The 21887-nt window shown below is 67.5% G+C and carries 19 protein-coding genes; 11 read left to right on the forward strand and 8 right to left on the reverse strand.

The features are described 5' to 3' along the window. The first annotated feature begins 359 nt into the window (after positions 1–359). The 5 genes from ASD42_RS18140 to ASD42_RS35630 all read left to right on the forward strand — a co-directional run bounded on the left by ASD42_RS18140 (position 360) and on the right by ASD42_RS35630 (position 7103). Positions 360–989 carry an MspA family porin gene (locus ASD42_RS18140; RefSeq protein WP_056818190.1) on the forward strand — a complete coding sequence of 210 codons (630 nt, stop codon included), beginning with the start codon at positions 360–362 and terminating at the stop codon, positions 987–989. A gap of 85 nt (positions 990–1074) precedes the next feature. Next, positions 1075–4902, forward strand: a complete 3828-nt coding sequence (locus ASD42_RS18145; RefSeq protein ID WP_056818192.1) for an NACHT and WD repeat domain-containing protein — start codon at positions 1075–1077, stop codon at positions 4900–4902. 65 nt (positions 4903–4967) lie between these two features. After that, a complete protein-coding gene (locus ASD42_RS18150) occupies positions 4968–6677 on the forward strand; it encodes a PspC domain-containing protein (RefSeq protein WP_235569663.1) in 1710 nt (569 codons plus the stop codon). Continuing rightward, entirely contained in the window at positions 6670–6882 is a 213-nt protein-coding gene (locus ASD42_RS18155; protein ID WP_056818196.1) for a hypothetical protein, read from the forward strand. Before ASD42_RS18150 ends, ASD42_RS18155 begins: the two co-directional genes overlap by 8 nt. Positions 6883–6968: 86 nt before the next feature. Beyond that, positions 6969–7103: a hypothetical protein gene (locus ASD42_RS35630; RefSeq protein WP_268793533.1), complete on the forward strand. Its 135-nt coding sequence runs from the start codon at positions 6969–6971 to the stop codon at positions 7101–7103. A 1-nt stretch (position 7104) separates the two neighbouring features. Here the strand turns inward: ASD42_RS35630 and guaA are convergent, their stop codons facing one another. After that, the gene (gene guaA / locus ASD42_RS18160; RefSeq protein ID WP_370585280.1) at positions 7105–8679 is read right to left on the reverse strand and encodes a glutamine-hydrolyzing GMP synthase; all 1575 of its coding nucleotides are present in this window, start codon (positions 8677–8679) and stop codon (positions 7105–7107) included. A 132-nt stretch (positions 8680–8811) separates the two neighbouring features. On the opposite strand from guaA, the gene ASD42_RS18165 reads away from it, so the two are divergent. Beyond that, on the forward strand, positions 8812–9612 hold the full coding sequence (locus tag ASD42_RS18165; protein WP_056819211.1) for an alpha/beta fold hydrolase: 801 nt from the start codon (positions 8812–8814) through the stop codon (positions 9610–9612). Positions 9613–9617: 5 nt separating this feature from the next. Here ASD42_RS18165 and ASD42_RS18170 read toward each other — a convergent pair whose 3' ends face one another. Both ASD42_RS18170 and guaB read right to left on the reverse strand, forming a co-directional pair. Beyond that, entirely contained in the window at positions 9618–10772 is a 1155-nt protein-coding gene (locus ASD42_RS18170) for a GuaB3 family IMP dehydrogenase-related protein (protein WP_056818200.1), read from the reverse strand. Positions 10773–11040: 268 nt separating this feature from the next. Further along, the gene (gene guaB / locus ASD42_RS18175; RefSeq protein ID WP_174555356.1) at positions 11041–12585 is read right to left on the reverse strand and encodes an IMP dehydrogenase; all 1545 of its coding nucleotides are present in this window, start codon (positions 12583–12585) and stop codon (positions 11041–11043) included. Between the two features lie 222 nt (positions 12586–12807). On the opposite strand from guaB, the gene ASD42_RS18180 reads away from it, so the two are divergent. Next, positions 12808–13221, forward strand: a complete 414-nt coding sequence (locus ASD42_RS18180; RefSeq protein ID WP_022567296.1) for a DUF5319 domain-containing protein — start codon at positions 12808–12810, stop codon at positions 13219–13221. Between the two features lie 169 nt (positions 13222–13390). On the opposite strand, the gene ASD42_RS18185 is transcribed toward ASD42_RS18180, so the two are convergent. The 3 genes from ASD42_RS18185 to ASD42_RS18195 all read right to left on the reverse strand — a co-directional run bounded on the left by ASD42_RS18185 (position 13391) and on the right by ASD42_RS18195 (position 16055). Next, a complete protein-coding gene (locus ASD42_RS18185) occupies positions 13391–14494 on the reverse strand; it encodes an anti-sigma-D factor RsdA (protein ID WP_063893669.1) in 1104 nt (367 codons plus the stop codon). Then, positions 14487–15065: a sigma-70 family RNA polymerase sigma factor gene (locus ASD42_RS18190; RefSeq protein WP_056818204.1), complete on the reverse strand. Its 579-nt coding sequence runs from the start codon at positions 15063–15065 to the stop codon at positions 14487–14489. The genes ASD42_RS18185 and ASD42_RS18190 overlap by 8 nt, the downstream gene beginning before the upstream one ends. 156 nt (positions 15066–15221) lie before the next feature. Continuing rightward, positions 15222–16055: a hypothetical protein gene (locus tag ASD42_RS18195; RefSeq protein WP_056818206.1), complete on the reverse strand. Its 834-nt coding sequence runs from the start codon at positions 16053–16055 to the stop codon at positions 15222–15224. A gap of 621 nt (positions 16056–16676) precedes the next feature. On the opposite strand from ASD42_RS18195, the gene ASD42_RS18200 reads away from it, so the two are divergent. The 3 genes from ASD42_RS18200 to ASD42_RS18210 all read left to right on the forward strand — a co-directional run bounded on the left by ASD42_RS18200 (position 16677) and on the right by ASD42_RS18210 (position 17989). Continuing rightward, a complete protein-coding gene (locus ASD42_RS18200; protein ID WP_022567299.1) occupies positions 16677–16970 on the forward strand; it encodes a WhiB family transcriptional regulator in 294 nt (97 codons plus the stop codon). Between the two features lie 148 nt (positions 16971–17118). Then, positions 17119–17736, forward strand: a complete 618-nt coding sequence (locus ASD42_RS18205; RefSeq protein WP_371852131.1) for a sigma-70 family RNA polymerase sigma factor — start codon at positions 17119–17121, stop codon at positions 17734–17736. Position 17737: 1 nt separating this feature from the next. Then, on the forward strand, positions 17738–17989 hold the full coding sequence (locus tag ASD42_RS18210; protein WP_056818210.1) for an RskA family anti-sigma factor: 252 nt from the start codon (positions 17738–17740) through the stop codon (positions 17987–17989). Positions 17990–18049: 60 nt separating this feature from the next. On the opposite strand, the gene groL is transcribed toward ASD42_RS18210, so the two are convergent. Together groL and groES are read right to left on the reverse strand one after the other, a co-directional pair. Continuing rightward, a complete protein-coding gene (gene groL / locus ASD42_RS18215; RefSeq protein WP_056818212.1) occupies positions 18050–19660 on the reverse strand; it encodes a chaperonin GroEL in 1611 nt (536 codons plus the stop codon). Between the two features lie 84 nt (positions 19661–19744). Continuing rightward, positions 19745–20044: a co-chaperone GroES gene (gene groES, locus ASD42_RS18220; RefSeq protein WP_056818214.1), complete on the reverse strand. Its 300-nt coding sequence runs from the start codon at positions 20042–20044 to the stop codon at positions 19745–19747. A gap of 352 nt (positions 20045–20396) precedes the next feature. On the opposite strand from groES, the gene ASD42_RS18225 reads away from it, so the two are divergent. Beyond that, positions 20397–21884, forward strand: coding sequence for an Hsp70 family protein (locus tag ASD42_RS18225; protein WP_056819216.1), 1488 nt, complete (start codon positions 20397–20399; stop codon positions 21882–21884). The last annotated feature ends 3 nt before the right edge of the window (positions 21885–21887 follow it).

Raw genomic sequence — 21887 nt, forward strand, 5'->3', positions numbered from 1 at the left:
GTACCCCTGGGTGGCCTCGCGAGCGGGAACAGACGGATCCATGCTCTCGATAGTGGCACGCGGGGCGGGGCGCCGACATCAGGAAAGTCCCCGATATCGTCCCCGATATCGACGATCCGCCGCTGACCTGGGCGCCGACCTGTCCGGTCCGGACAAAAATAACGCCCTACCTGGGGGTATGGCCGATCCGGTGACGGACCGGAACGCCGGCGGCGGACCGCCGGACCGGAAACTCCGCCACAGGGTCCTCAACAGGTCTTTTAAGCCGACGGGCGGGCACTCCGAAAGCCCGGCCGCAGAAGCTCTTCCTACGTTGATGGCAGGCCGCAATCACGGCCGCCGCTTCAGGGGAGGAACACGTGAACATCATCACCACCGTGCTGGGCGCCGCTGCGATCGGACTGAGCGCCATCGGGATGACGCCGATCGCTTCGGCGACGCCGATGGCACCGCACGAGACGACCTATCACGGGCCCGTCGGCTTCGAACTCACCCTCGGCCATACCGAGGAGGCCTACCGGCTGGTCCCCCCGCTCAACGCGATGCCGACCAATCGCGAGGTGTTTCTCGACAACACCGCCTACGTCACCGCTCCGCCCCGCGCGACCGGCAAAGTCAGCTCCGGCTATCTCGTCGCCTGCGCGGTGGACCTGACCCTGTCGGTCGGGCTCGACGGCGGCATCTCGGTGGGCGCGGGGGCCACCATCGGGTTCGGCTCGTCCGGCCCCGATGTGTCCGCCGACATCGGCCCGTCCATCTCCGCCGGTCTCGATCTGAGCCTGTCGCTGGCGCCGGGCGAGATCAAGAAGATCGACGTGGGATCCATGCCCCTCGGTTCGGGCACCACCTATCTGGTGAACCGTGACTTCCATCTGATGGTGGGCAACTGCGGTGGGCCGCTCAACGTCTACTCGTGGGCGACGGTCACCGCGAGCACCGGACAGGTGAGCGCGACGAACTCGATCTTCGGCGACACCATGTTCCTGTAGGCCGAGCCGGGGCCCGGCGACTCGCCGGGTCCCGATCGAGCCGAATACCATGACCCTCGGTCGTTTTCATCGAACGGGGGGTTCCTTGACCAACAGTGACGAGCAGAGTTCTTCGCCGCGTGCGCTTTTCGCCCAGCGGTTCGCCGAACTCTATGCCGCGGCGGGCAATCCGACCTTGCGTCGGGTAGCCACGGCCACCGAGCGGCGCATGCGCGGGGCCCAGGCGGCCACGCCGTCACCGCAGCGGATCAGTGACTGGAAGGCCGGGCGTAATGTGCCCGCTCGCTTCGAATCGCTGCTGCCGGCGGTCCTCACGCTTGTCGAGATGACCGCGAAGGCCCAGCGCGATCTACCGCGCAAGCTCGCCGACCCACACGAGTGGCAACGGCTGTGGCAGGAGTCGGTCACCTGGACCGCAGCCGCGGGCGACGGCGAGACCTGCCCCTACCCCGGCCTGCGCGCCTACCTACCCGAGGAGCACACCTTGTTCTTCGGACGCGAGCAGGCCACCGCCGAATTCGTCGAACTGGTCCGCGCCACCACCGGCATCGTCGTGCTGATCGGCGCGTCGGGCGCGGGCAAGTCCTCGCTGCTCGCGGCGGGCCTGCGACCGGCCATCGACCTGCCCGCCGCCACCATGACGCCGGGTGCGACGCCGACCGCCGGACTCGCCGCGGCGCTGACCGACGATGTGCGGGTTCTGATCGTCGACCAGTTCGAGGAACTGTTCACCCTGTGTCAGGACGAAGCCGAACGTGCAGCCTTCCTGTCCGCGCTCGCCGACCTACCCGATTCGGTGACGGTCGTCCTGGCGCTGCGTGCCGACTTCTATGAGCAATGCCTGCACCAGCCGCTATTGCGGAACAGCTTGCAGCACAACAACTATCTGCTCGGCGCGATGTCCATGGACGAGGTGTCGCACGCGATCACCGGACCGGCGGCCGCCGCCGGACTCACCCTCGAACCCGGCTTGGAAGAGCTGGTGCTCACCGAACTGCGCGGGCTCGGCGGGCACCTCAGCGCCGACGGCCACGATCCCGGCGCGCTGCCACTGCTGTCACATGTGATGGCCGCGACCTGGCAGCAACGCGAAGGCCGCAAACTCACCGTCGCCGGGTACCGCAAGGCGGGCGGTGTCGCGGGGTCGGTCGCCGAGACCGCCGAGCTGGCCTGGAGCGAGCTGACTCCGGGGCAGCAGACCGCCGCGCAGGAATTGCTCGGTTCGCTCGTCACCGTCGGACAGGACGGGCGTGACACCAGGCGCACGGTCGACCGTGCCGAATTGCTCGGCCGCAGCGACGATCCCGACAATTCAGCGGAAGCGCTCGAAGTCCTCGCGGCCAGCAGACTGATCGCCCTCGACGCGGGCTCGGTGCAGTTCTCCCACGAGATCGTGCTGACCGCGTGGCCCCGGCTGCGCGGCTGGATCGACACCGACCGGGTCGGGCACCTGGTGCGGCAGAGGCTAGAGCACGATGCGACGGAATGGGAAGCAGCGGCACATGATTCAGCGCTGCTCTATCGCGGGACCCGACTCGACAACGCGAACGAGCACACCGGCCGGACACCGATCAGTCCGCGCGTGCGCACCTTTCTTCACGCCTCTCGGCGGTCGGCACGCAACAGTGGGCGCCGGCGGATCGTGGCGGTCATGGTTGTGTTCGCACTGCTCGCCACCGGGGTCATCGCGATCGACCGCAGCAGGCTCGCCGATCAGCGCGCGCTGGACCGCGACTACGCCGAACTGGTGACCGCGGCGCAACGGACCCGGACCATCGACCCCTCGATATCGGCCCAGTTCATGCTCGCTGCGTACCGAATTCGTTCCGATGAAGCCACGCGCACCCAGTTGCTCAACAGTCAGGACTCTCCGCTCGCCATCACCGAGCCCGCCCACGAGCAGGGGGTCGATACGCTGGCGCTCCGATCGTCCGACCGCCTGCTGGTCTCGATCGACTACGTAGGCGACACAGCTTTCTGGGATCTCCGCGATCACCTCGCGCCCCACCGTCTCACCACCGGGCTCGGAACGCGCGTCAACGAGTTCGAGTTCGTTGCGGGCAGCACCGACGTGGTCACCATCGGCCCATCCGGTACCCAGCTGTGGGATCTCGCCGCCCCGGAATCACCACGACTGATCCACACTCTGGACACCCTCCGAGCGACCACGATCGCCGTCGATCCGAGCGGAACGCGCCTCGCCGAACTCGAGGGGTCGACCCTGACCCTCTGGGATATCCGCGATCGGACGCGACCGTCGCGAATCGCCACACGCTCCCTGCCCGGCGAGCTCCACATCATCGGGTTCGGTTCCGAAGAAGGGGTTCTCGCCGTCGGCACCATCACGATCGACCTCGATGTTCCCGACTACGTGCAACTGTGGGACGTACGCGATCCAGCCGCCGCTCGTCCTGTAGGACCACCGATCTCCACTGCAGGCGACGACCAACTGCGAGGCTTCGCACTCAGTCCCGACGGTACTCGTCTTGCCGTGGGGTACTACGGCGCAAAGGGCACCGTCAACGCTCCATCGAGCCGAGTCGAGATCTGGGAGATCACCGACCCACATCACCCGACCTCCTATCGGACGTCGATGCGACTCGACAACGGTGTCTTGGCCTCGATCGTTTTCCACGAAGGCGGAAACCTACTCGCCACCAGTACCGGTAGCGCCGGACAACTGTGGAACGTCACCGACCCCGCACAGCCTGTCCAAGCAGGCCCCGCGCTGTCGGTGGCTCCGACCGGCTGCCCACAATTACGAGTCGCCCCCTGCGTTGGTGGACCGACGACAATGCTCTTCCTTCCCGGCGAACCAGCGCTGATCGGAGCAGGTGACGATGGACTGCTGCGTGTCTGGTCACTGCCGCGATCGACCATCGACGTGGTATCCGGGACGCCGTCGATGCCTGTGTTCGATCGAACCGGCGTTCGGATGGCCATGCTGTCCGGGACCAGCGCCGTGACGATCTGGGACACCACCGATATCCGTCGCCCGGTCCGCCTGTCCACTGTTCCCGGTTCACCCGGGCTGTCGAATATCGCGCTGAGTTCAGACGGACGCACGCTCTCTGTTCACGACCGTCCCGGCAAACAGCGAAAAGTCTTCGATCTCGGCGATCCACGTCGGCCACGCGCGCTGCCCAGCTGGCCGACCGGGGACGCCCAACTATCGACGGTCACAGGCAACCGGATGCTGCTGAGCTTCCCGAATTCGGTACAGATGTGGGATATCACCGACCGAACCACCCCGGTGCCCGTCGGCGTGCCGATCAACGCAACGATCGGCACGGTCTACAACACAGCCTTCAGCTCCGATAGCAGTCGGGTCGAGCTGGTGTTGCTCGATGAGCGGGACCGTCGGCTCCCCCACTATCTTCGCCAGATGTGGAATCTGGACGATCCGCAGCACCCACGATTGACCACCGAGTCCGAGATCAGCCGAAACACCATCATCCAACCATCCCACTTCCTACCCGACAACCGAACCGTCGCCGTCACGGAACCTGACCAGTTCGGCCTGCGCAACGTCGACGAACCCGACGCATTTACCCCACTAATCGACGTGGCTCGGGCTGAATCAGCACCGATCAGCGGGATGTCCGTCTCAGCGGACGGCACCGAGCTGGTCGTCTCGGGCAACGGGGTGGCCAAGCTGTGGAACCTCGATGACCCACGCGCACCGCGCAAACGAGCCGGACCGATCGGCCCCACCGACGGTCGCCGTCGACAGATGGCGATGCACCCCCACGGCGAACAGCTCGTGATCGTCACCGACAACGGCCAGCTCGGCGTGTGGGATCTCGACGCCGAGACCGTCGCCGCACGGATCTGCGCGTCGACCGGCCGACTCACCGAAGCCGTCTGGCGCGGGCAGGTCGCGAACGTCGCCTACCGCTCCCCCTGCCCCTGAACCCGGGCAATTATCAGGGTTACCCCCGATGTGCGAAAGGGGTGGCTCGGCACACCATGGATGACATGAGCAGAACGAGCTTCTCCGACCAGGTTCACCAGATGTGGCAGACGCGGCCCGTCCGGCTGCCTCGGCAGGGGCCGATCGCCGGGGTGGCGGCGGGTTTCGGGTTGCGGTACGGGGTGGACCCGGTGCTCGTGCGGGTGGCCTTCGTGGTGTCGACCATTTTCGGTGGGGCCGGGATCGTGCTGTACCTGCTGGCCTGGCTGGTGCTGGGGTCGGCGGGCAACGAGGTGTCGGCGGCGCAGGCCCTGTCGTCCCACGATCGGGGGTCGCATTCGCAGACCAAGACGATCGTGTTGATCGTCGCGCTGGCGATCGCCGTGTCGACCATGGGGCCGATCGGGCTGGGGATGGGCGGGGGCGGGGTGGTCAGCTTCGGGCTGATGCTCGCGGGCTGGTGGATGCTGTATCTGCGTCATCCCGAGCTGCCCGCGGGGTTCGATGCCTACCGCTCTCCGCTCGGCACGACGGGCTACCCGGGTGCGGGCTACCCGACCGGCGTCCCGGTGCGCGGCTATCCGTACAACCCGGAGGTACCGCCGACGGGGATGTACACGCCCTACACCAAGCTCCCCGACGCCTACGTGCCCGATCCGGCGACCGCCCGCACGGCCACGGCCGAATCGACCCCGCTGTTGCGTGTCGATGCCACCGAGACGGTCGTCCTGCACAAGGACATCGACGAAACCGGTGAAACCACGTCGGATTCGGTAGACACGGTCCGGATCACTGTGACGCCGACGGAAGCCGGCGAGCCCGAACAAGATGACGCGGATTCGGCGCCGACCAGCCGCCTCGACGTCACCGACGCGACTTCGGATGCACCGAAAGCCGCAGGCTTGATCGAGCAGACAGCGGATCCGGTTCGTCCGGTTGATGATTCGGCCGCGCCCGTCGATCTCGACAAGCGCGCGGACAGCCCGAAAGCCGAGGTCATCGAGACACCTGTAGCCGAAGTGAACTACGCCACCGCGGTTCTGCACAAGAATCTTCCCGGAACCATCTTTCCCGCACCGGAACCCGCTCGTATCAACGCGCAGGTGCCCAACGGCTGGGATCCGCTCGCCGTCGCCCCGCTCGCCTGGGAACTCATGGAGGCGGCCCCCCAGCACGCCCCCGTGGCACCACCGGCACCGAAACGTCCACGCTCCCGGCTGACTCCGGTGACCATCGGCCTGGCGATCCTCGCCGCGGCGCTGGCGGGTGCCGCAGCAGCCTCGGGCGTCGAATGGATGACCCCGGCACGGATCGCGGCCTTCGCCTTGGCCGTGGTCGGACTCGGCCTCGTCGTCGGCGCGTTCCTGCGGCGCGGGTACGGGCTGCTGATACTCACCGCCCCGCTGGCCGGTTTCGTGGTGTTGGCCTCCCTGATCGGGCCGATCGAATTCGACAGCGCCACCATGGGCGACCACAACTGGGCACCGGTCGCGCTCACCGAACTACAGCCGACCTACGCGGTGAACATGGGCTCGGGCACGCTGGACCTGCGCGAGCTGAACCTCACCGAATCCCGCACCGTCGAGGTGTCGGTGAACATGGGCGAGGCCACCGTCCTGCTACCGGAGAACATGACCGTGAAAACTACTTGCGAGGTCGACATGGGCGAATCACACTGCACCGACGGCATTTCCGGACCCAACACCCCCGGTGCCCCGGTCCTGGACCTGCGCGTCGCGGTGCACATGGGTGAGGCGGCGGTGAATCGTGGCTGAGCAGAACAGCGTCGAGACCCGGCGCCGACCCGCGTTCACCCTGCTGACCACCGGCCTGATCGCGCTGGCCGTGAGCGTCTGGGCACTACTGGGCGCACCCACCCCCGACGAGGGCGGCATCCTGCCCGTCGGCTGGGGCGTGGTGATCGCGGCCATCGTCATCGGACTGCTGCTCACGCTGACACCGAGCCGTAAACACCACTGACCGAAGGACGACCCAGGAAACCAGCAATGGCCCGTCATCGTGACGGGCCATTGCTGTTGGACGAGACCAGTTGGAGGACAAGGGCGATGGACCAATCCGATAAGCAACCGGAAACCCCGCTGGCGAAGGTCCTGCCACCGGCCACCCACCGACCGCACACCGGCGGCTTCCTCCTGGGCAGGCTCCTGCTCACCCAGGCGGCACCGCCACGACCGGTCTAGGTCACTCCCACTCGATGGTGCCCGGCGGCTTGCTCGTCACGTCGAGGACCACGCGGTTGACGTCGGCCACCTCGTTGGTGATGCGCGTCGAGATCCGTTCCAGCACGTCGTAGGGCAGCCGGGTCCAGTCCGCGGTCATCGCGTCCTCGCTCGACACCGGACGCAGCACGATCGGGTGACCGTAGGTGCGACCGTCGCCCTGCACACCGACCGAACGCACGTCGGCGAGCAGCACGACCGGGCACTGCCAGATCTGCTTGTCCAGACCGGCGGCGGTGAGTTCTTCGCGGGCGATGGCGTCGGCCTGGCGGAGCAGTTCGAGCCGGTCGGCGGTCACCTCGCCGACGATGCGGATGGCGAGACCCGGGCCAGGGAAGGGCTGGCGGGCAACGATTTCCTCGGGCAGGCCCAGTTCGCGACCGACCGCGCGGACCTCGTCCTTGAACAGCAAGCGCAGCGGCTCGACCAGGTCGAACTCGAGGTCGTCGGGCAGGCCGCCGACATTGTGGTGGCTCTTGATGTTCGCGGTGCCGGTGCCGCCACCGGATTCGACGACGTCCGGGTACAGGGTGCCCTGAACCAGGAACTCGACCTTCGGGTCGCTGCCTTCGACCGCGCCCTCTTCGATGACGATGCCCGCGACCGCGTCCTCGAACGAGCGGATGAACTCGCGACCGATGATCTTGCGCTTCTCCTCGGGATCGGAGACGCCCTTCAGTTCGCCCAGGAACTTGTCCACCGCGTCGACGGTCACCAGCTTGGCGCCGGTCGCGGCGACGAAGTCCTGCTGGACCTGCTCGCGCTCACCGGCCCGCAGCAGACCGTGGTCGACGAACACACAGGTGAGCCGGTCACCGATCGCGCGCTGCACCAGCGCGGCGGCCACGGCGGAGTCGACACCACCGGACAGACCACAGATGGCGTGTCCGTCACCGATCTGCTCGCGCACACTCTCGATCAGCGACTCGGCGATGTTGGCCGGGGTCCACTGGGCGGGGATGCCCGCGAGCTCGTGCAGGAAGCGGCTGAGCACCTGCTGGCCGTGCGGGGAGTGCAGCACCTCGGGGTGGTACTGGACACCGGCCAGACGACGCGCGCGATCCTCGAACGCGGCGACCGGAGCGCCCGCGGTGGTGCCGGTGACCTCGAAGCCCTCGGGGGCGTCGGTCACCGCGTCACCGTGCGACATCCACACCGGCTGGATGGTCGGCAGACCGCCGTGCAGAACACCACCGTCGATGTTCAGTTCGGTGCGGCCGTATTCGCGGGTGCCGGTGTGCGACACCGTGCCGCCCAGTGCCTGCGCCATCGCCTGGAAGCCGTAGCAGATGCCGAACACGGGCACGCCGAGATCGAACAGCCGCGCGTCGAGTTGCGGTGCGCCCTCGGCATATACGCTCGACGGCCCACCGGACAAGATCACGGCCAGCGGCTGCTTGTCGGCGATCTCTTCCACTGTCATCGTGTGGGGAATCACCTCGGAGAACACCCGCGCCTCACGCACCCGTCGGGCGATCAGCTGGGCGTACTGCGCGCCGAAGTCGACGACGAGGACCGGTCTCTGAGTATCTGCCACCGACACAGTTTAGTGACGGGGTGCGACGAGCAAGCAGCGGGCATCGTCGGAGCCCGGACTCGCCGTAGTGACTGTGCACGACGCGCCCACATTCTTGGGCGTGGCGGGGTGGCTCTGGCTATCCTCGTCCTCGTGCCATTCGCCCGCGCGATCGACGCCGACATCTACTACGAGGACAGCGGTGGCACGGGTCCGGTGGTGTTGCTCGCCCACGAATTCTTCATGGATCGCACGATGTTCGCCTCGCAACAGGCCGCACTCGCACCCGAATTCCGGATCGTCGCCTGGGACGCGCGCGGTCACGGCCGCACCAAAGACCAGCGGTTGCCCTTCACCTACTGGACCGCGGCCCGCGACGCGCTGACCGTGCTCGACTCGATCGGCGCCGAACGCGCCATCATCGGCGGTACCGCGCAAGGGGGCTTCACCGCCTTGCGGACCGCGCTGGTCGCGCCGGAACGGGTCGCCGCGTTGATCTTGATCAGTACCGAGGCGCACGGGCCGACCCTCGGCCAGTCCACCGCAACCCAGCGGTTCCTCGACGAGTGGCACGACCGCAGCTCCCGCGAGGAGGCCGCGGGCCGGCTGGCCGACTGGCTCATCGGCGACGACACCTGGTACCGCGACATCTGGACCCGGCGCTGGGTCGGCGACGCCCACAGCGGGCTCGACGCCGCCGTGGGCTGCCTGCTCGGGCGCGATTCGGTGCTCGACCGCTTGCGCGAGATCACCTGCCCGGCGCTGATCATCCACGCCACGCAGAGCGGGATCGCGGGCGCGAGGGCTCGCACGCTGGCCGACGGGCTCACCGCCTCCACCTTCGTGGAGATCGATGGCGCCCGCCTGGCCGTCACGATGACCCACCCGGAACCGGTCAATACCGCGATCTCCCGGTTCCTGCGGGATCGGGTCTCACTGACCCACGTGCGTTAGCGCTTTCAGCGGACGCTGAGCCCGACCTTCTGGAATTCCTTGAGGTCGGAGTAGCCGGCCTTGGCCATCGAACGACGCAGGCCACCGACCAGGTTCAGCGAACCGAACGGGTCGTCGGAGGGGCCGTAGAGCACGCGCTCGAGGTTCGGGCGGGCCACCGCGCCGTCGGGGCCGTCGAGCCAGGCCTCGTCGACCGGCAGGAACGAACCACGCGGCACCGAGGGGTGCGCGGTGGCCGAGGGCCAGTACCAGCCACGACCGGGCGCCTCGGCCGACGCCGACAGCGGCACACCGAGCATCACGGCATCGGCGCCACAGGCGATGGCCTTGGCCAGCTGACCCGAGGTGGCCACATCACCATCGGCGATGACGTGCACGTACCGGCCGCCGGTCTCGTCGAGGTAATCGCGACGAGCCGCGGCGGCATCGGCGATCGCGGTCGCCATCGGGACGCCGATGCCGAGCACCTCGCCGGTGGTGGTGGCGCCGGGGAACGAGCCGTAGCCGACGATGACGCCCGCCGCACCGGTGCGCATCAGGTGCAGCGCGGTGCGGTGATCGCTCACGCCGCCGGCCACGACCGGCACATCCAGCTCGGCGATGAAGGTCTTGAGGTTGAGCGGCTCGTCGCCGCCGACATGCTCGGCGGAGATGATGGTGCCCTGCACGACCAGCAGGTCGATGCCGGCCTGGAGCAGCGCCGGGGTCAACGCGCGGGCGTTCTGCGGGCTCACGCGCACCGAGGTGGTTACCCCGGCCGCCCGGACCTGCGCGACGGCGGCGGCGAGCAGGTCGGGCTGCATCGGCGCGGCGTGCAGTTCCTGCAGCAGCGAGATGGCCTTTTCGTAACCCCCCTTGTCGACCAGATCCAGCAGCTGATCGATCTTGGCCTGCACGTCGGCGTGGCGCGCCCAGAGGCCTTCGCCGTTGATCACACCGAGGCCGCCCTGGCGACCCAGCTCGATCGCGAACTCCGGCGAGACCAGCGCGTCGGTGGGGTGCGCGAGCACCGGGATCTCGAAACGGTAGGCATCGAGCTGCCAGGCCAACGAGACCAGCTTGGACGAACGCGTCCGTCGCGAGGGGACGATATCGACGTCATCGAGCTCGTAGGTCCGACGGGCCACCCTGCCCATACCGATTTCGACCATGTCACGCACAGTTGCTCCTGTGTTTTTGGAGCGCTGGCGCGCTCGAGTTCGCGGCCACCACGGACCGCCGGTCAGGCACCGCCGCTTGCTCCTTCGTCGCCTACGCGGCGGCGCCTGACCGGCGACCCGGCCGCGAACCGCCGCTGCGCGGCGGACCCTCCTCGAGGTCGGGTCGTGCGTGGCCAGGAGCGCCAGTAGGTGGCGGACTCGGAGCCTGCCTGCATTGCCCTTGTGCGCCGGGAGCGTACCTCCCGGCGCACAAACGCATCTATTGTACTCAGCCGCGCCCGGTGTAGTTCGGGGCCTCGACGGTCATCGTGATGTCGTGCGGGTGGCTCTCCTTGAGACCCGCCGCGGTGATCTGCACGAACTGCGCGCCCTGGAGGTGCTCGATGTTCTGCGAACCGGTGTAGCCCATCGCGGCGCGCAGGCCGCCGACGAGCTGGTGGATCACCTGGTTGACCGGGCCGCGGAACGGAACGCGGCCTTCGATGCCCTCGGGGACGAGCTTGTCCTCGGCGAGCACGTCGTCCTGGAAGTAGCGGTCCTTGGAGTACGACTTGGCCTGGCCGCGGCCCTGCATGGCGCCGAGGGAGCCCATGCCGCGGTAGCTCTTGAACTGCTTGCCGTTGACCAGGATCAGCTCACCGGGCGACTCGGCGGTGCCCGCGAGCAGCGAGCCGAGCATCACGGTGGACGCGCCCGCGGCGATGGCCTTGGCGACGTCGCCGGAGTACTGCACGCCACCGTCGGCGATCACCGGCACACCGGCGGCCTTGCAGGCGGCCACGGCTTCGAGGATCGCGGTGATCTGCGGCGCGCCGACACCGGCGACCACCCGGGTGGTGCAGATGGAGCCGGGGCCCACACCCACCTTCACCGCGTCGACGCCCGCCTCGACGAGCGCGGCGGCGCCGGCGCGCGTGGCGACATTGCCGCCGACGATCTGGATCCGGTCACCGACCTCGGCCTTGACCTTGGCGACCATCTGCAGCACCTGCGACTGGTGGCCGTGCGCGGTGTCGACGATCAGCACGTCCACTCCGGCGTCGGCCAGCGTCATCGCACGCGACCACGAGTCCTCGCCGACACCGATCGCGGCACCGACCAGCAGGCGGCCGTCGCGGTCCTTGGTGGCGTTGGGGTACTGATCGGTCTTGACGAAGTCCTTGACCGTGATCAACCCACGCAGGCGGCCGTTGCCGTCGACGATGGGCAGTTTCTCGATCTTGTGGCGGCGCAGCAGACCGAGCGCGGCTTCGGCGGTGACACCCTCACGCGCGGTGATCAGCGGCGCCTTGGTCATCACCTCGTCCACGCGGCGATCCTGATCGACCTCGAAACGCATGTCGCGGTTGGTGATAATGCCCACCAGCGCGCCGGTCTCGTCCACCACCGGCAGACCCGAGATGCGGAAGCGGGCGCACATCGCGTCGACCTCGGCGAGGGTATCGGTGGGACGACAGGTGACCGGATCGGTCACCATGCCCGCCTCGGAGCGCTTCACCGTCTCCACCTGGGCGGCCTGATCAACGGCCGAGAGGTTGCGGTGCAACACGCCCATACCGCCCGCACGCGCCATGGCGATGGCCATGCGCGCCTCGGTGACGGTGTCCATGGCCGAGCTCACCAGCGGCGTACGCAGGGTGATGTCCCTGGTCAGTCGACTGGATGTCTCGACCGAGCTGGGGATGAGATCCGAGGCGGCAGGCAGCAACAGCACGTCGTCGAACGTGAGGCCGAGCATGGCGATCTTGGTCGGATCGTCGCCCCCCGTAGGAGGGCGCACCGCGGTTCGTTCGCCCGACACGGGATTACTCATTCGGATCGACCCCTCCTGGTCGTCATAGCAACCGACGCGGTAGACACAGTGCGTCGGTGCTCGAGCGGAAAAAAGCTTTCGGATGGTCGGCAAGAACAAAGTCGCCGACGCCTGCATTCCATGGTATCCGGCGGCCGCGGACGCCTGTGAAGTGAGCCCTTCCGCAAAACTTGCCCGGTGCATCGCTGGCGCGATGCACCAAGTACTGCGTACCGTGGGGATGTGCGTGACCATCTACCACCTGGCCTGCCGCCGGATCCCTTCGCCGGAGACCCCTCCGATCCGTCTGCCGCGCTCGATGCGATCGAGCCCGGTGAGCCGTTGGATCCTCATGAGCGCCTCGCGGTCGAGGAAGATCTCGCAGACCTCGCCGTATACGAAGCCCTGCTGGCACACCGCGGAATCCGCGGTCTGGTCGTCAGCTGTGAGGATTGTCGGCAAGATCACTACCACGACTGGGACATGCTGCGGGCAAATCTGCTGCAGCTACTCGTCGACGGCACCGTCCGTCCGCACGAGCCCGCCTACGATCCCACCCCCGAGGCTTACGTCACGTGGGACTACTGCCGCGGCTACGCGGACGCGTCGATGAACGAGGCGTTCCACGGCGACGGCTTCGACGGGTTCGACAACTGAGCTCCGCGTCGACTCGGCACAGCTGAGTCTGTCGCGCACGCCTGCCCTCCCCCGCTCTCGGTCACGCGTGCGTGGGGGACCACGCAGGCCCGCGTCCGAACTCCCCCAGCACACAACGAAGGCCCCGAACCTGTTCGGGGCCTTCGTCTTTGTTCAATTCATCGTTCTACTACGAAGAGGGCACCGCTGGTGGCGACTGCAGGATCGTCGCCGGCGGGGGCACCTGCTGCGTGGGCGGCAGGATCGGCGGCAACGGTGACGACGTCGGGACCACCGTCGGCACGGTGACCGGCGGTGGTTCGGCGATCGTCGTCTGCGGTGTCGTCGGATCGACCGTGACCGGCGGCGGACTCACCGGCGGCTGGGTGGTCACCGGTGGTTGCGTCGGCTCGACCGGCGGCAACAGCGGCTTGGTCTCCGGGCCGGGAGACTGCAAGATGACCGGCGGCTGAGTGGACGGATCGGTGCTTTCCGATCCGGGACCGACCGGCGCCACCGGAGCAGTGGTGCCCGGGTTGGTCGTCGGGGGGACCTGTACCGGCGAGCTCGGCTTGCCCGGGGCGGTGGTGGTCGGCGGCAGTTGTGCGCCGACCTCCGGTGCGACCTTGATCAGCTGATCACGCAGCAGGTTCCAGCGCGCGATCAGATCCTCACGCTTGCCCTGGTCGTCGACCTGGCCCGCGTTGGCCGAAGCCTGTTCCAGCCTGGCCTTCGCCTGTTCCGGATTGCCCGAGGTGAGCAGGTTCTGCGCGGCGACCAGATCTTCGTCGGCGTACTGTACGACGGTGGACTGCGCCTGCTCACTGAACACGACCTCCTTGACCCGCCAGAGCGGATCGCCGGGGGCCGCACTGTAAGCGAAGGCCGTGATACCGCCGAACACCAGCGACAATGCCGCTGCTGCCCCGAAAATCGGGCGGACCAGTCGTAGACGTCCGCGCGAGGAAGCTCCGACTCGAACCTGCCGTGCGCCGATCTCCTGATTGACTGCCGCGAACACGGTGTCCAGATCAGGGCCCGCGGGCATCGGCTCGGCCAGAAGGTCGGCCCGCCAATCCGCGAGTAACGACGCCAGCTGGAACTCTTCGGGACTGTCGGTACGAACCGGACCGTCGCTTGCGATCGCGTCGATCAGCGCGTCATCGCTGCGCACCGCCGCGATGTCGACCGGTCCGGAGTCACCGGTGTCCTCGGCGGCGTAGGGACCGCTGTCGTGCGATCCGCGCTGCCAAACTTTCCGGTCGCCTAGACCGCGCTCGCCATCCCTAGCCATACATTTCACCTGCCCTCGCCACTTGTGACTTCAGTTTCGCGAGTGCCCTGTGCTGGGCGACCCGTATCGCTCCCGCCGTGCTGCCCACGGCGACTGCGGTTTCCTCTGCTGACAGACCCATGACCAAACGCAGGATCAGGATCTCTCGATGCTTCTCGGGGAGCGTTGCCAGCAGAGTGTTCATCTGCCTGCTCGTCTCCGAGTCGAGAGCCCGCTGTTCCGGCCCGTGGTCGGTGGATATGACATCTGGTACTTCGGCCATCGCCTCCGCCTTGTTACGGGCGGCGTTGCGATGGGCGTCGGCGACCTTGTGCGAAGCGATTCCGTACACGAAGGCCATGAAGGGCCGACCCTGATCCTGATAGCGGGGCAGGGCGGTCATCACAGCCAAACAGACCTCTTGCGCAACATCGTCCGCGGAGAGCTGTCCGCGCTCCGCGGCTCCGATCCGTGCCCTGCAGTAGCGAACTACCAAGGGACGGACCAGTTCCAATACCCGAGCTAAAGCGGTCCTGTCGCCCTGCGCAGCCGCAGCGACGGCGAGGTCCAACTCTTCGCCCATATGCGTCATCGTCAGAGATTTTCCTGGCGTTACGAGTGGCGCGGTCGAATGTGACCGAGCTTCCACCGAAAAGGCGGAACGGGACTAACAATAGCGACCCCCGGATCGGCCGCCAGCGGGCGTGGTCGCTTCTAACCGTGCTCACAGGAAGATCATCCGGAGCAATCACGCACCCAACGGGGCGATGTCCCCACCCCAGGCCCGCAGACGGGCGCCATGATCTGCGGCTTCGTTCGCCGCGTCGCGCGCTAGCGCTGGTTCGGCGACCCCCGAGCGCAGCATCGCGGTGGCCCAACGCAGTGGGAGAAGGCCGTTTTCGCGACAATCCGTGTCGACCCGCGCGGCCAGTTCCGCCGACCGGGCGAGGTCACCGGTCGCGGCGGTCGCGGCGGCGACGAGTAGTGCCGATTTCACCTGGTGGCGGACCGACGGCAGCGCCGCGGCGAGGTCGACGGCCTCGACCGCGTCGCGCAGCGCAGCGCTCGCTTCGCCGCCCGCGAGCGCGGTCTCGGCGCGCACCCAGTGCCAGCGCACCCCAGCTCGTGGGGGTGCGTCGGCGAGCAGTGGTCGCACGCGCCCGAGCAGCGTGCGGGCCAGGGCGAGTCGGCCGGTGCCGAGCGCGTCGGCCGCAAGCCCCGTATACGCGTCGGCGAGTGCCTCGGCGCGGGCCGCTCCGGTGGCGCCGAGCGCGATCGCCGCCGCGCGGCCGTCGAACGCTGCCGCGCCCGCGTGATCGCCGAGCTGGCGCAGCAACGATCCGCGGGTGCTCTCGACGAGGGATCGCAGCCCTGGATCCGCTGCCGTTCGGGCCAATATTCGCAGGTCAGCACGGGCGGCGGCGTAGCGACCCTGCCCGCCGAGCGTGACCGCGCGGTACCACCGTGACAACGGGTCCGCGGGCTCCGGCAACTCCGTAGCGGCCAGCCCGGGAGTGGGGCCGAAGGCAGTCGAAGCGAGTATTTCGGAACCGATATCCGCGGGTGAGGCCGTTGTCTGCACGCCGAGACTCTAGCCGCCACTCGCCCGGGACAGTTCGCGTGTTATGACGCGGAGACGGCCATTCAGCTAACAGTCAGCATTTCTCTCGAGCGTCGATGTTGCCATCAGGTAAATCTCCGCTCCTCGGTGCCACCACCGGAAAGTCTCGAATTCACATGCGTTTCGCGCAATTAACCTTCGCGCCCCGTTTTCGCCATCTACACGCAGTCCGGCCGCGGAGGGCGTTGTGATCCAGCACACCCACTCGCGGTGGGCACCGCCTGTGCGAACCAGGCTTCTACCGGCGCGACCTGGGAAGATCGGGGATGTCGCGGAGACGCGAAGACACCCGATCCATAGCCAACCGAACAGTATGGAGGGATCGGGTGTGAAATGTAAATAGTGAGTAGGTTAAATTTCGGCGTTGCAGATTTACTGAACTCATGCGCCGAACTATTGACGGAATTTCCCGCCTGCACCTAACGTAGCTCATCGCCACGGTTGGCGCTGCGCGAAATCGCAGCGACCTCCGAGCGGCACCGTCAGGCACCGTCGAGCCGGCCACCCTCCACCGGGTGGCGCGAAGACCTGCCGCACCACTCGCTCGACAACGCTGACGAGCTCGCGCCACAAGGAGTTCACATGCCCATGCCCACCCACCTCCCCGGACCGAACGCCGATGTCTGGGATTGGCAGATGCGTGGCTCGTGCCGCGGTCAGGACTCCGCGGTCTTCTTCCACCCCGACGGCGAACGTGGCCGCGCCCGCACGGCGCGCGAAATGCGCGCCAAGGAGATCTGCCGGGCCTGCCCCGTCCTCATGCAGTGCCGCACCCATGCCCTCAAGGTCAGCGAGCCCTATGGCATCTGGGGCGGCATGTCCGAGACCGAACGCGAGATGCACGCCCGCCGCAACCGGCGCCGGATGGCCGTCTGAGATCCCGCCGAGCCTGTCTGGCCGGGTTGGCAAATCCGTTCCAATCCGTTTGCCGTGGCGCGCCGAATCTCTAGCAAACAGCTGGCACCCCGAATAAAGACACCCCCGGTCGTGGGAAGGTCATAGCTTCGGGCTAGATTCGTGACCGATGACACAGAATGGGTTCCGAAGCGAAGCCTTTCCACCGATCGTGGATTCTGCGGTTACCGCACGCGCGGCCGAAGGAGTCGAGCTAGCTGCACTGCTGGAACGATGCAGTCTGTCCGACCAGCAGGCCTTTGCCGAGCTGTACGACCGAACGTCTGCGCGCGTTTTCGGCCTGGTCCTGCGGGTGCTCCACGACCCCGGGTACGCGGAGGAGACCACTCAGGAGGTCTATCTCCAGATCTGGCGTACCGCCACCAGTTTCGACCCCGCCAAGGGGTCGGCGGTGACCTGGCTGATGACGCTGGCACACCGGCGCGCGGTCGACCGGGTTCGCGCCGAGCAGGCCCACACCCAGCGCGAGGTCGCGTACGGGATCCGGGTGCTCGGCCACGAATTCGACGAGGTCACCGAGGAGGTGGAACGCAGACTAGAACAACAGGCCGTCCAGCGCGGGCTCTCGACCCTCACCGAGACCCAACGCGAGGCGATCTCGCTCGCCTACTACGGCGGGCGGACCTACGCGGAGGTAGCGCAATACCTCGGCATCGGGTTACCGACCGTTAAGTCCCGGATTCGGGACGGATTGACACGACTGAAGAAAAGTTTGGGGGTGACGTGAGATGAACGAAGCCCAGATCGATCTCGCGCACACCGTCGCGCTCGGATTGATCGACGACGAAGACCATCACGCGATCCAGACCATCATCGATACCGAAGACCCAACCCTGTGTACCGAGTTCTTGCGAGAGCTTCGCGATACCCGCGAAGCCCTCGCCCAGCTCGCGTCCGCAACCCCCACCCCACCGCCTCCGTCTCTGCGCGGCCGTTTACTGGCCGCGCTCGACAGCGAAGATCCGCCGGTAGCCAGCTAGCGGATAACGAAAGGCCCCCAGATCGCGCTCGCGATCAGGGGGCCTTCGTTGTTGTTCGCGCTAGTGCGAGTGACCGTGATGCCCGTGGTCGTCGTCGGCGTCGGCCGGCTTCTCCACGATGGCGCTCTCGGTGGTCAGGATCATCCGTGCGACCGAGGCGGCGTTCACCACGGCGGAACGGGTCACCTTGACCGGGTCGACGACACCATCGGCGAGCAGGTCGCCGTAGGTCAGGGTGGCGGCGTTGAAGCCTTCCTTGCCCTCGGAGACCTTGGCGACGACAACCGCACCGTCGAGCCCGGCGTTGCTGGCGATCCAGTACAGCGGCGCCTCGAGGCCCTTGCGAACCACCTCGACACCGACGGCCTTGTCACCGGTGAACGAGTCACGCAGCTCGGCCAGCGCGGCAGCGGCGATCACGAGCGCCGAACCACCACCGGGGACGATGCCCTCCTCGACCGCGGCCTTGGCGGCGGCGACCGCGTCGTCGACGCGGTACTTGCGCTCCTTGAGCGCGGTCTCGGTGGCAGCGCCGACCTTGATCACCGCGACGCCACCGGCCAGCTTCGCCAGACGCTCTTCGAGCTTCTCGCGATCCCAGTCGGAGTCAGAGGCCTCGATCTCGCGACGCAGCTGCGCGCTACGGCCCTTGATGTCCTCGTCGGAGCCCGCGCCGTCGATCAGCACGGTCTCGTCCTTGGTGACGACGACGCGACGCGCCTGACCCAGCTGCTCGATGGTGGCCTCGCGCAGGGTGACGCCGAGATCGGGGTTGATCACGGTGCCACCGGTGACGACAGCCAGGTCGTCGAGGAACGCCTTGCGACGGTCGCCGAAGAACGGCGCCTTCACGGCGACGGCCTTGATGGTCTTGCGGATCGAGTTAACCACCAGGGTGGACAGCGCTTCGCCGTCGACGTCCTCGGCCACGATCAGCACGGCCTTGCCGGACTCGGCGATCTTCTCGAGCAGCGGCAGCAGATCGGGCAGCGAGCTGATCTTGTCGCGGTGCAGCAGGACGTAGGTGTCCTCGAGCACGGCCTGCTGGGTCTCGGGATCGGTCTGGAAGTAGGGCGAGAGGTAGCCCTTGTCGAACTGCACACCTTCGGTGATGACGAGTTCGGTGTTCGTGGTCGAGGACTCCTCGACCGTCACGACGCCGTCCTTGCCGACCGTGGTGAGCGCCTTGCCGACCATCTCGCCGATTTCCTCGTCACGTGAGGAAACGGTGGCGACCTGGGCGATGGCCTTCTCGCCGGAGACGGGAGTGGCCAGCGCGAGCAGCACCTCCGACACCTTCTCGGCGGCAGCGGCGATGCCCTGGCCGAGGGTGATCGGGTTGGCGCCCGCGGCGACGTTCTTCAGGCCGCCGCGCACGAACGCCTGGGCCAGCACGGTGGCGGTGGTCGTACCGTCGCCCGCGACATCGTTGGTCTTGGTGGCGACGCTCTTGACGAGCTGTGCGCCGAGGTTCTCGAAGGGGTCCTCGAGGTCGATCTCACGCGCGATGGTGACACCGTCGTTGGTGACGGTCGGGCCACCGAAAGCCTTGGCCAGCACCACATGCCGGCCACGGGGGCCGAGGGTCACCTTGACGGCGTCGGCCAGCTTGTCGACACCGCGTTCCAGAGCCCGGCGAGCCTTTTCGTCGAACTCGATCTGCTTGGGCATAAGAGGATTCAGCTCCTGTTTGTGAACGCAATCCGCCCCGGGCCTGTGAAGACGCCGGGGCGGAACGCTGATGCGGCGTTGGCCTTACTTGGTGACGACGGCCAGGATGTCGCGCGCCGAGAGGATGAGGTATTCCCCACCCTGGTACTTGATCTCGGTGCCGCCGTACTTGCTGTAGATGACGACGTCGCCTTCTTTGACATCGACCGGGATGCGGTCACCCTTATCGGTGACGCGGCCCGCTCCGACGGCAATGACGGTGCCCTCCTGCGGCTTCTCCTTGGCCGTGTCCGGGATGACCAGGCCGGAGGCCGTCGTCGTCTCGGCCTCGTTGGCCTGGACGAGGATCTTGTCCTCGAGCGGCTTGATGTTCACGCTCGCCACGTTGAGCCCTCCACTTTCAGGGGAAATTCGGTTGTCCGGAACTGGTGTCCCGGACCGGGTTTCGGTCAGCTCGCGACCCTGCGCACAGCCCCGTCGTCGCGGGTGCCGGAGCCGAAGCCCAGAAGTCGACTGGCACAAGTACAGCTACACAGTGCCGACTAGCACTCTATACGTGAGAGTGCCAGCACTCAAGGTCGGGTTCTGCCGATGTCGCATTATCGACACGCCCACACTGGCCAGTGATCTTCACATCGCCTGCCACAATCTGTAACGTTCGCATAACAGGCTGTGACATAGCACAGGAAAGGCGCCATCCGCTCGGAGAGCACCATCGGCTTGAAGGGAGGTGAACATGCGAACATCCCTCGGCATCTCGGCCGGGAACGAGGTGGTGTGCTCGGCACTGGTCGCGACGGGGCCGGCCGGCGAGCAGAGTTTCGACTACCGGGTCGTTTCCGCAGATGAGGCACATTCCGATCTCGGCGATCTCGTGGCATCTTCGATCGAATTGATGACCACCCAGCTACCGGTGTCACAGGCCGCGATGGCAGGCGAACCGCTCGGTCGCTATTCCGGCAGCCACCGTCGGGTCGAGTCGGCCCGCTCGCGTCCGCCGACCAGCGTCGCCGTCGCCTACCGCAACAAGGAACAGGCACAGGCCATCCGGGCCGCGTGCGCCCGCCACCGTGATCTGCGGTTGGTCACCGAGGGCGCCGCCGCCCTCGCCTACCTGCGCCACACCGGACTGCTCGACCGCTACCCCACCGTCGCCGTGATCGACCTGGGCGCAACCGGACTCACTGTCACCGTGGCCGATCAGGTCGACAGTGTGGTCCTGCACTCCGAACGCACGCCGACGCTGAGCGGCAACGCGATCGACGAGCTGATCTACCACCACCTGGTGGACCTGCACTACGCCCGTCGTGGCACCCGGCCCAATCGCACCACCCTGACCAACCGTGGCCGCGCCGCCAAGGAACACCTGTCGCAGGCGCCCGTCGTCACCATCGATCATGTTGCGGGACAGGGGCTCGAGCTCACCCGCCCTGATTTCGAGGAGCTCATCGGCGGCCTGCTGCGCAATATCGCACTCTTCTCGTCGTCGGTGTTCACCCGGGCGCCGAAGTATCCCGACGCGGTCGCCGTGATCGGCGGGTGCGCCAACATCCCGTGCGTCATCGACATTCTCGCCTCGCGCCTCGACGTACCCGTGCTCACCGTGCCCGACCCCGAGGCCGTGATCGCCAAGGGCGCCGCGCTGGTCGCCGATGCCGCGGCGCCGTCCGGACTGTCGGGCGGCGCGAACTCCGACGCACCGAGTGGCACCTTCGCCAAGGTCGTCGGCACCCTCGTCGGCGCGGTGGTGGTGGTCGGCCTGGTGATCGGCTACGGCGTGCAAGCCGTCACGCCCGACACCCCCGATGTCACGCCGGCCGGCACGAGCAGCACCGTGCGTCAATCCCCCTCACCGACGGCGCCCTCCCTGGCACCCGCCCCCGCCAATCGGGAGAGCACCGAACGCACCGGCGCCACCGTTGCCCCACCCGCCACCGAAGCGCCCAAGGCCACGACCGGGGCGCCGTCGACGAGCGCGAACGCCACCACCCCGTCCGCGCCCACCTCGACAACGGCCCCCACCCTGCGCCCCGACCCGAACCTCCCGCAGATCCCCTACCCCGAGTCCCCCCTCGGTCGCATGGACAGCGGCTCCTCCGCAGGCGGCGGGCAACAACGCCCCTCCACCCCCAACACCTCTCCCACGCAGGCGCCCGCCAGCAGCACCCTCCCGATCCCGTCGACGACCACGACAGACGAAATCCCCGTACCGCCGGCCGATTGACGA

It is taken from the genome of Nocardia sp. Root136 (assembly GCF_001427185.1).
GTDB lineage: Bacteria > Actinomycetota > Actinomycetes > Mycobacteriales > Mycobacteriaceae > Nocardia > Nocardia salmonicida.

Excerpts from the sequence above, each read along its gene's own strand:
- guaB (WP_174555356.1), bottom strand. The coding sequence starts at position 12,585 with ATGAGTAATCCCGTGTCGGGCGAACGAACCGCGGTGCGCCCTCCTACG.
- ASD42_RS18205 (WP_371852131.1), top strand. The coding sequence starts at position 17,119 with ATGACACAGAATGGGTTCCGAAGCGAAGCCTTTCCACCGATCGTGGAT.
- ASD42_RS35630 (WP_268793533.1), top strand. The coding sequence starts at position 6,969 with ATGGACCAATCCGATAAGCAACCGGAAACCCCGCTGGCGAAGGTCCTG.
- ASD42_RS18190 (WP_056818204.1), bottom strand. The coding sequence starts at position 15,065 with ATGACGCATATGGGCGAAGAGTTGGACCTCGCCGTCGCTGCGGCTGCG.
- ASD42_RS18200 (WP_022567299.1), top strand. The coding sequence starts at position 16,677 with ATGCCCATGCCCACCCACCTCCCCGGACCGAACGCCGATGTCTGGGAT.
- ASD42_RS18150 (WP_235569663.1), top strand. The coding sequence starts at position 4,968 with ATGAGCAGAACGAGCTTCTCCGACCAGGTTCACCAGATGTGGCAGACG.
- ASD42_RS18225 (WP_056819216.1), top strand. The coding sequence starts at position 20,397 with ATGCGAACATCCCTCGGCATCTCGGCCGGGAACGAGGTGGTGTGCTCG.
- groL (WP_056818212.1), bottom strand. The coding sequence starts at position 19,660 with ATGCCCAAGCAGATCGAGTTCGACGAAAAGGCTCGCCGGGCTCTGGAA.
- ASD42_RS18185 (WP_063893669.1), bottom strand. The coding sequence starts at position 14,494 with ATGGCTAGGGATGGCGAGCGCGGTCTAGGCGACCGGAAAGTTTGGCAG.
- ASD42_RS18210 (WP_056818210.1), top strand. The coding sequence starts at position 17,738 with ATGAACGAAGCCCAGATCGATCTCGCGCACACCGTCGCGCTCGGATTG.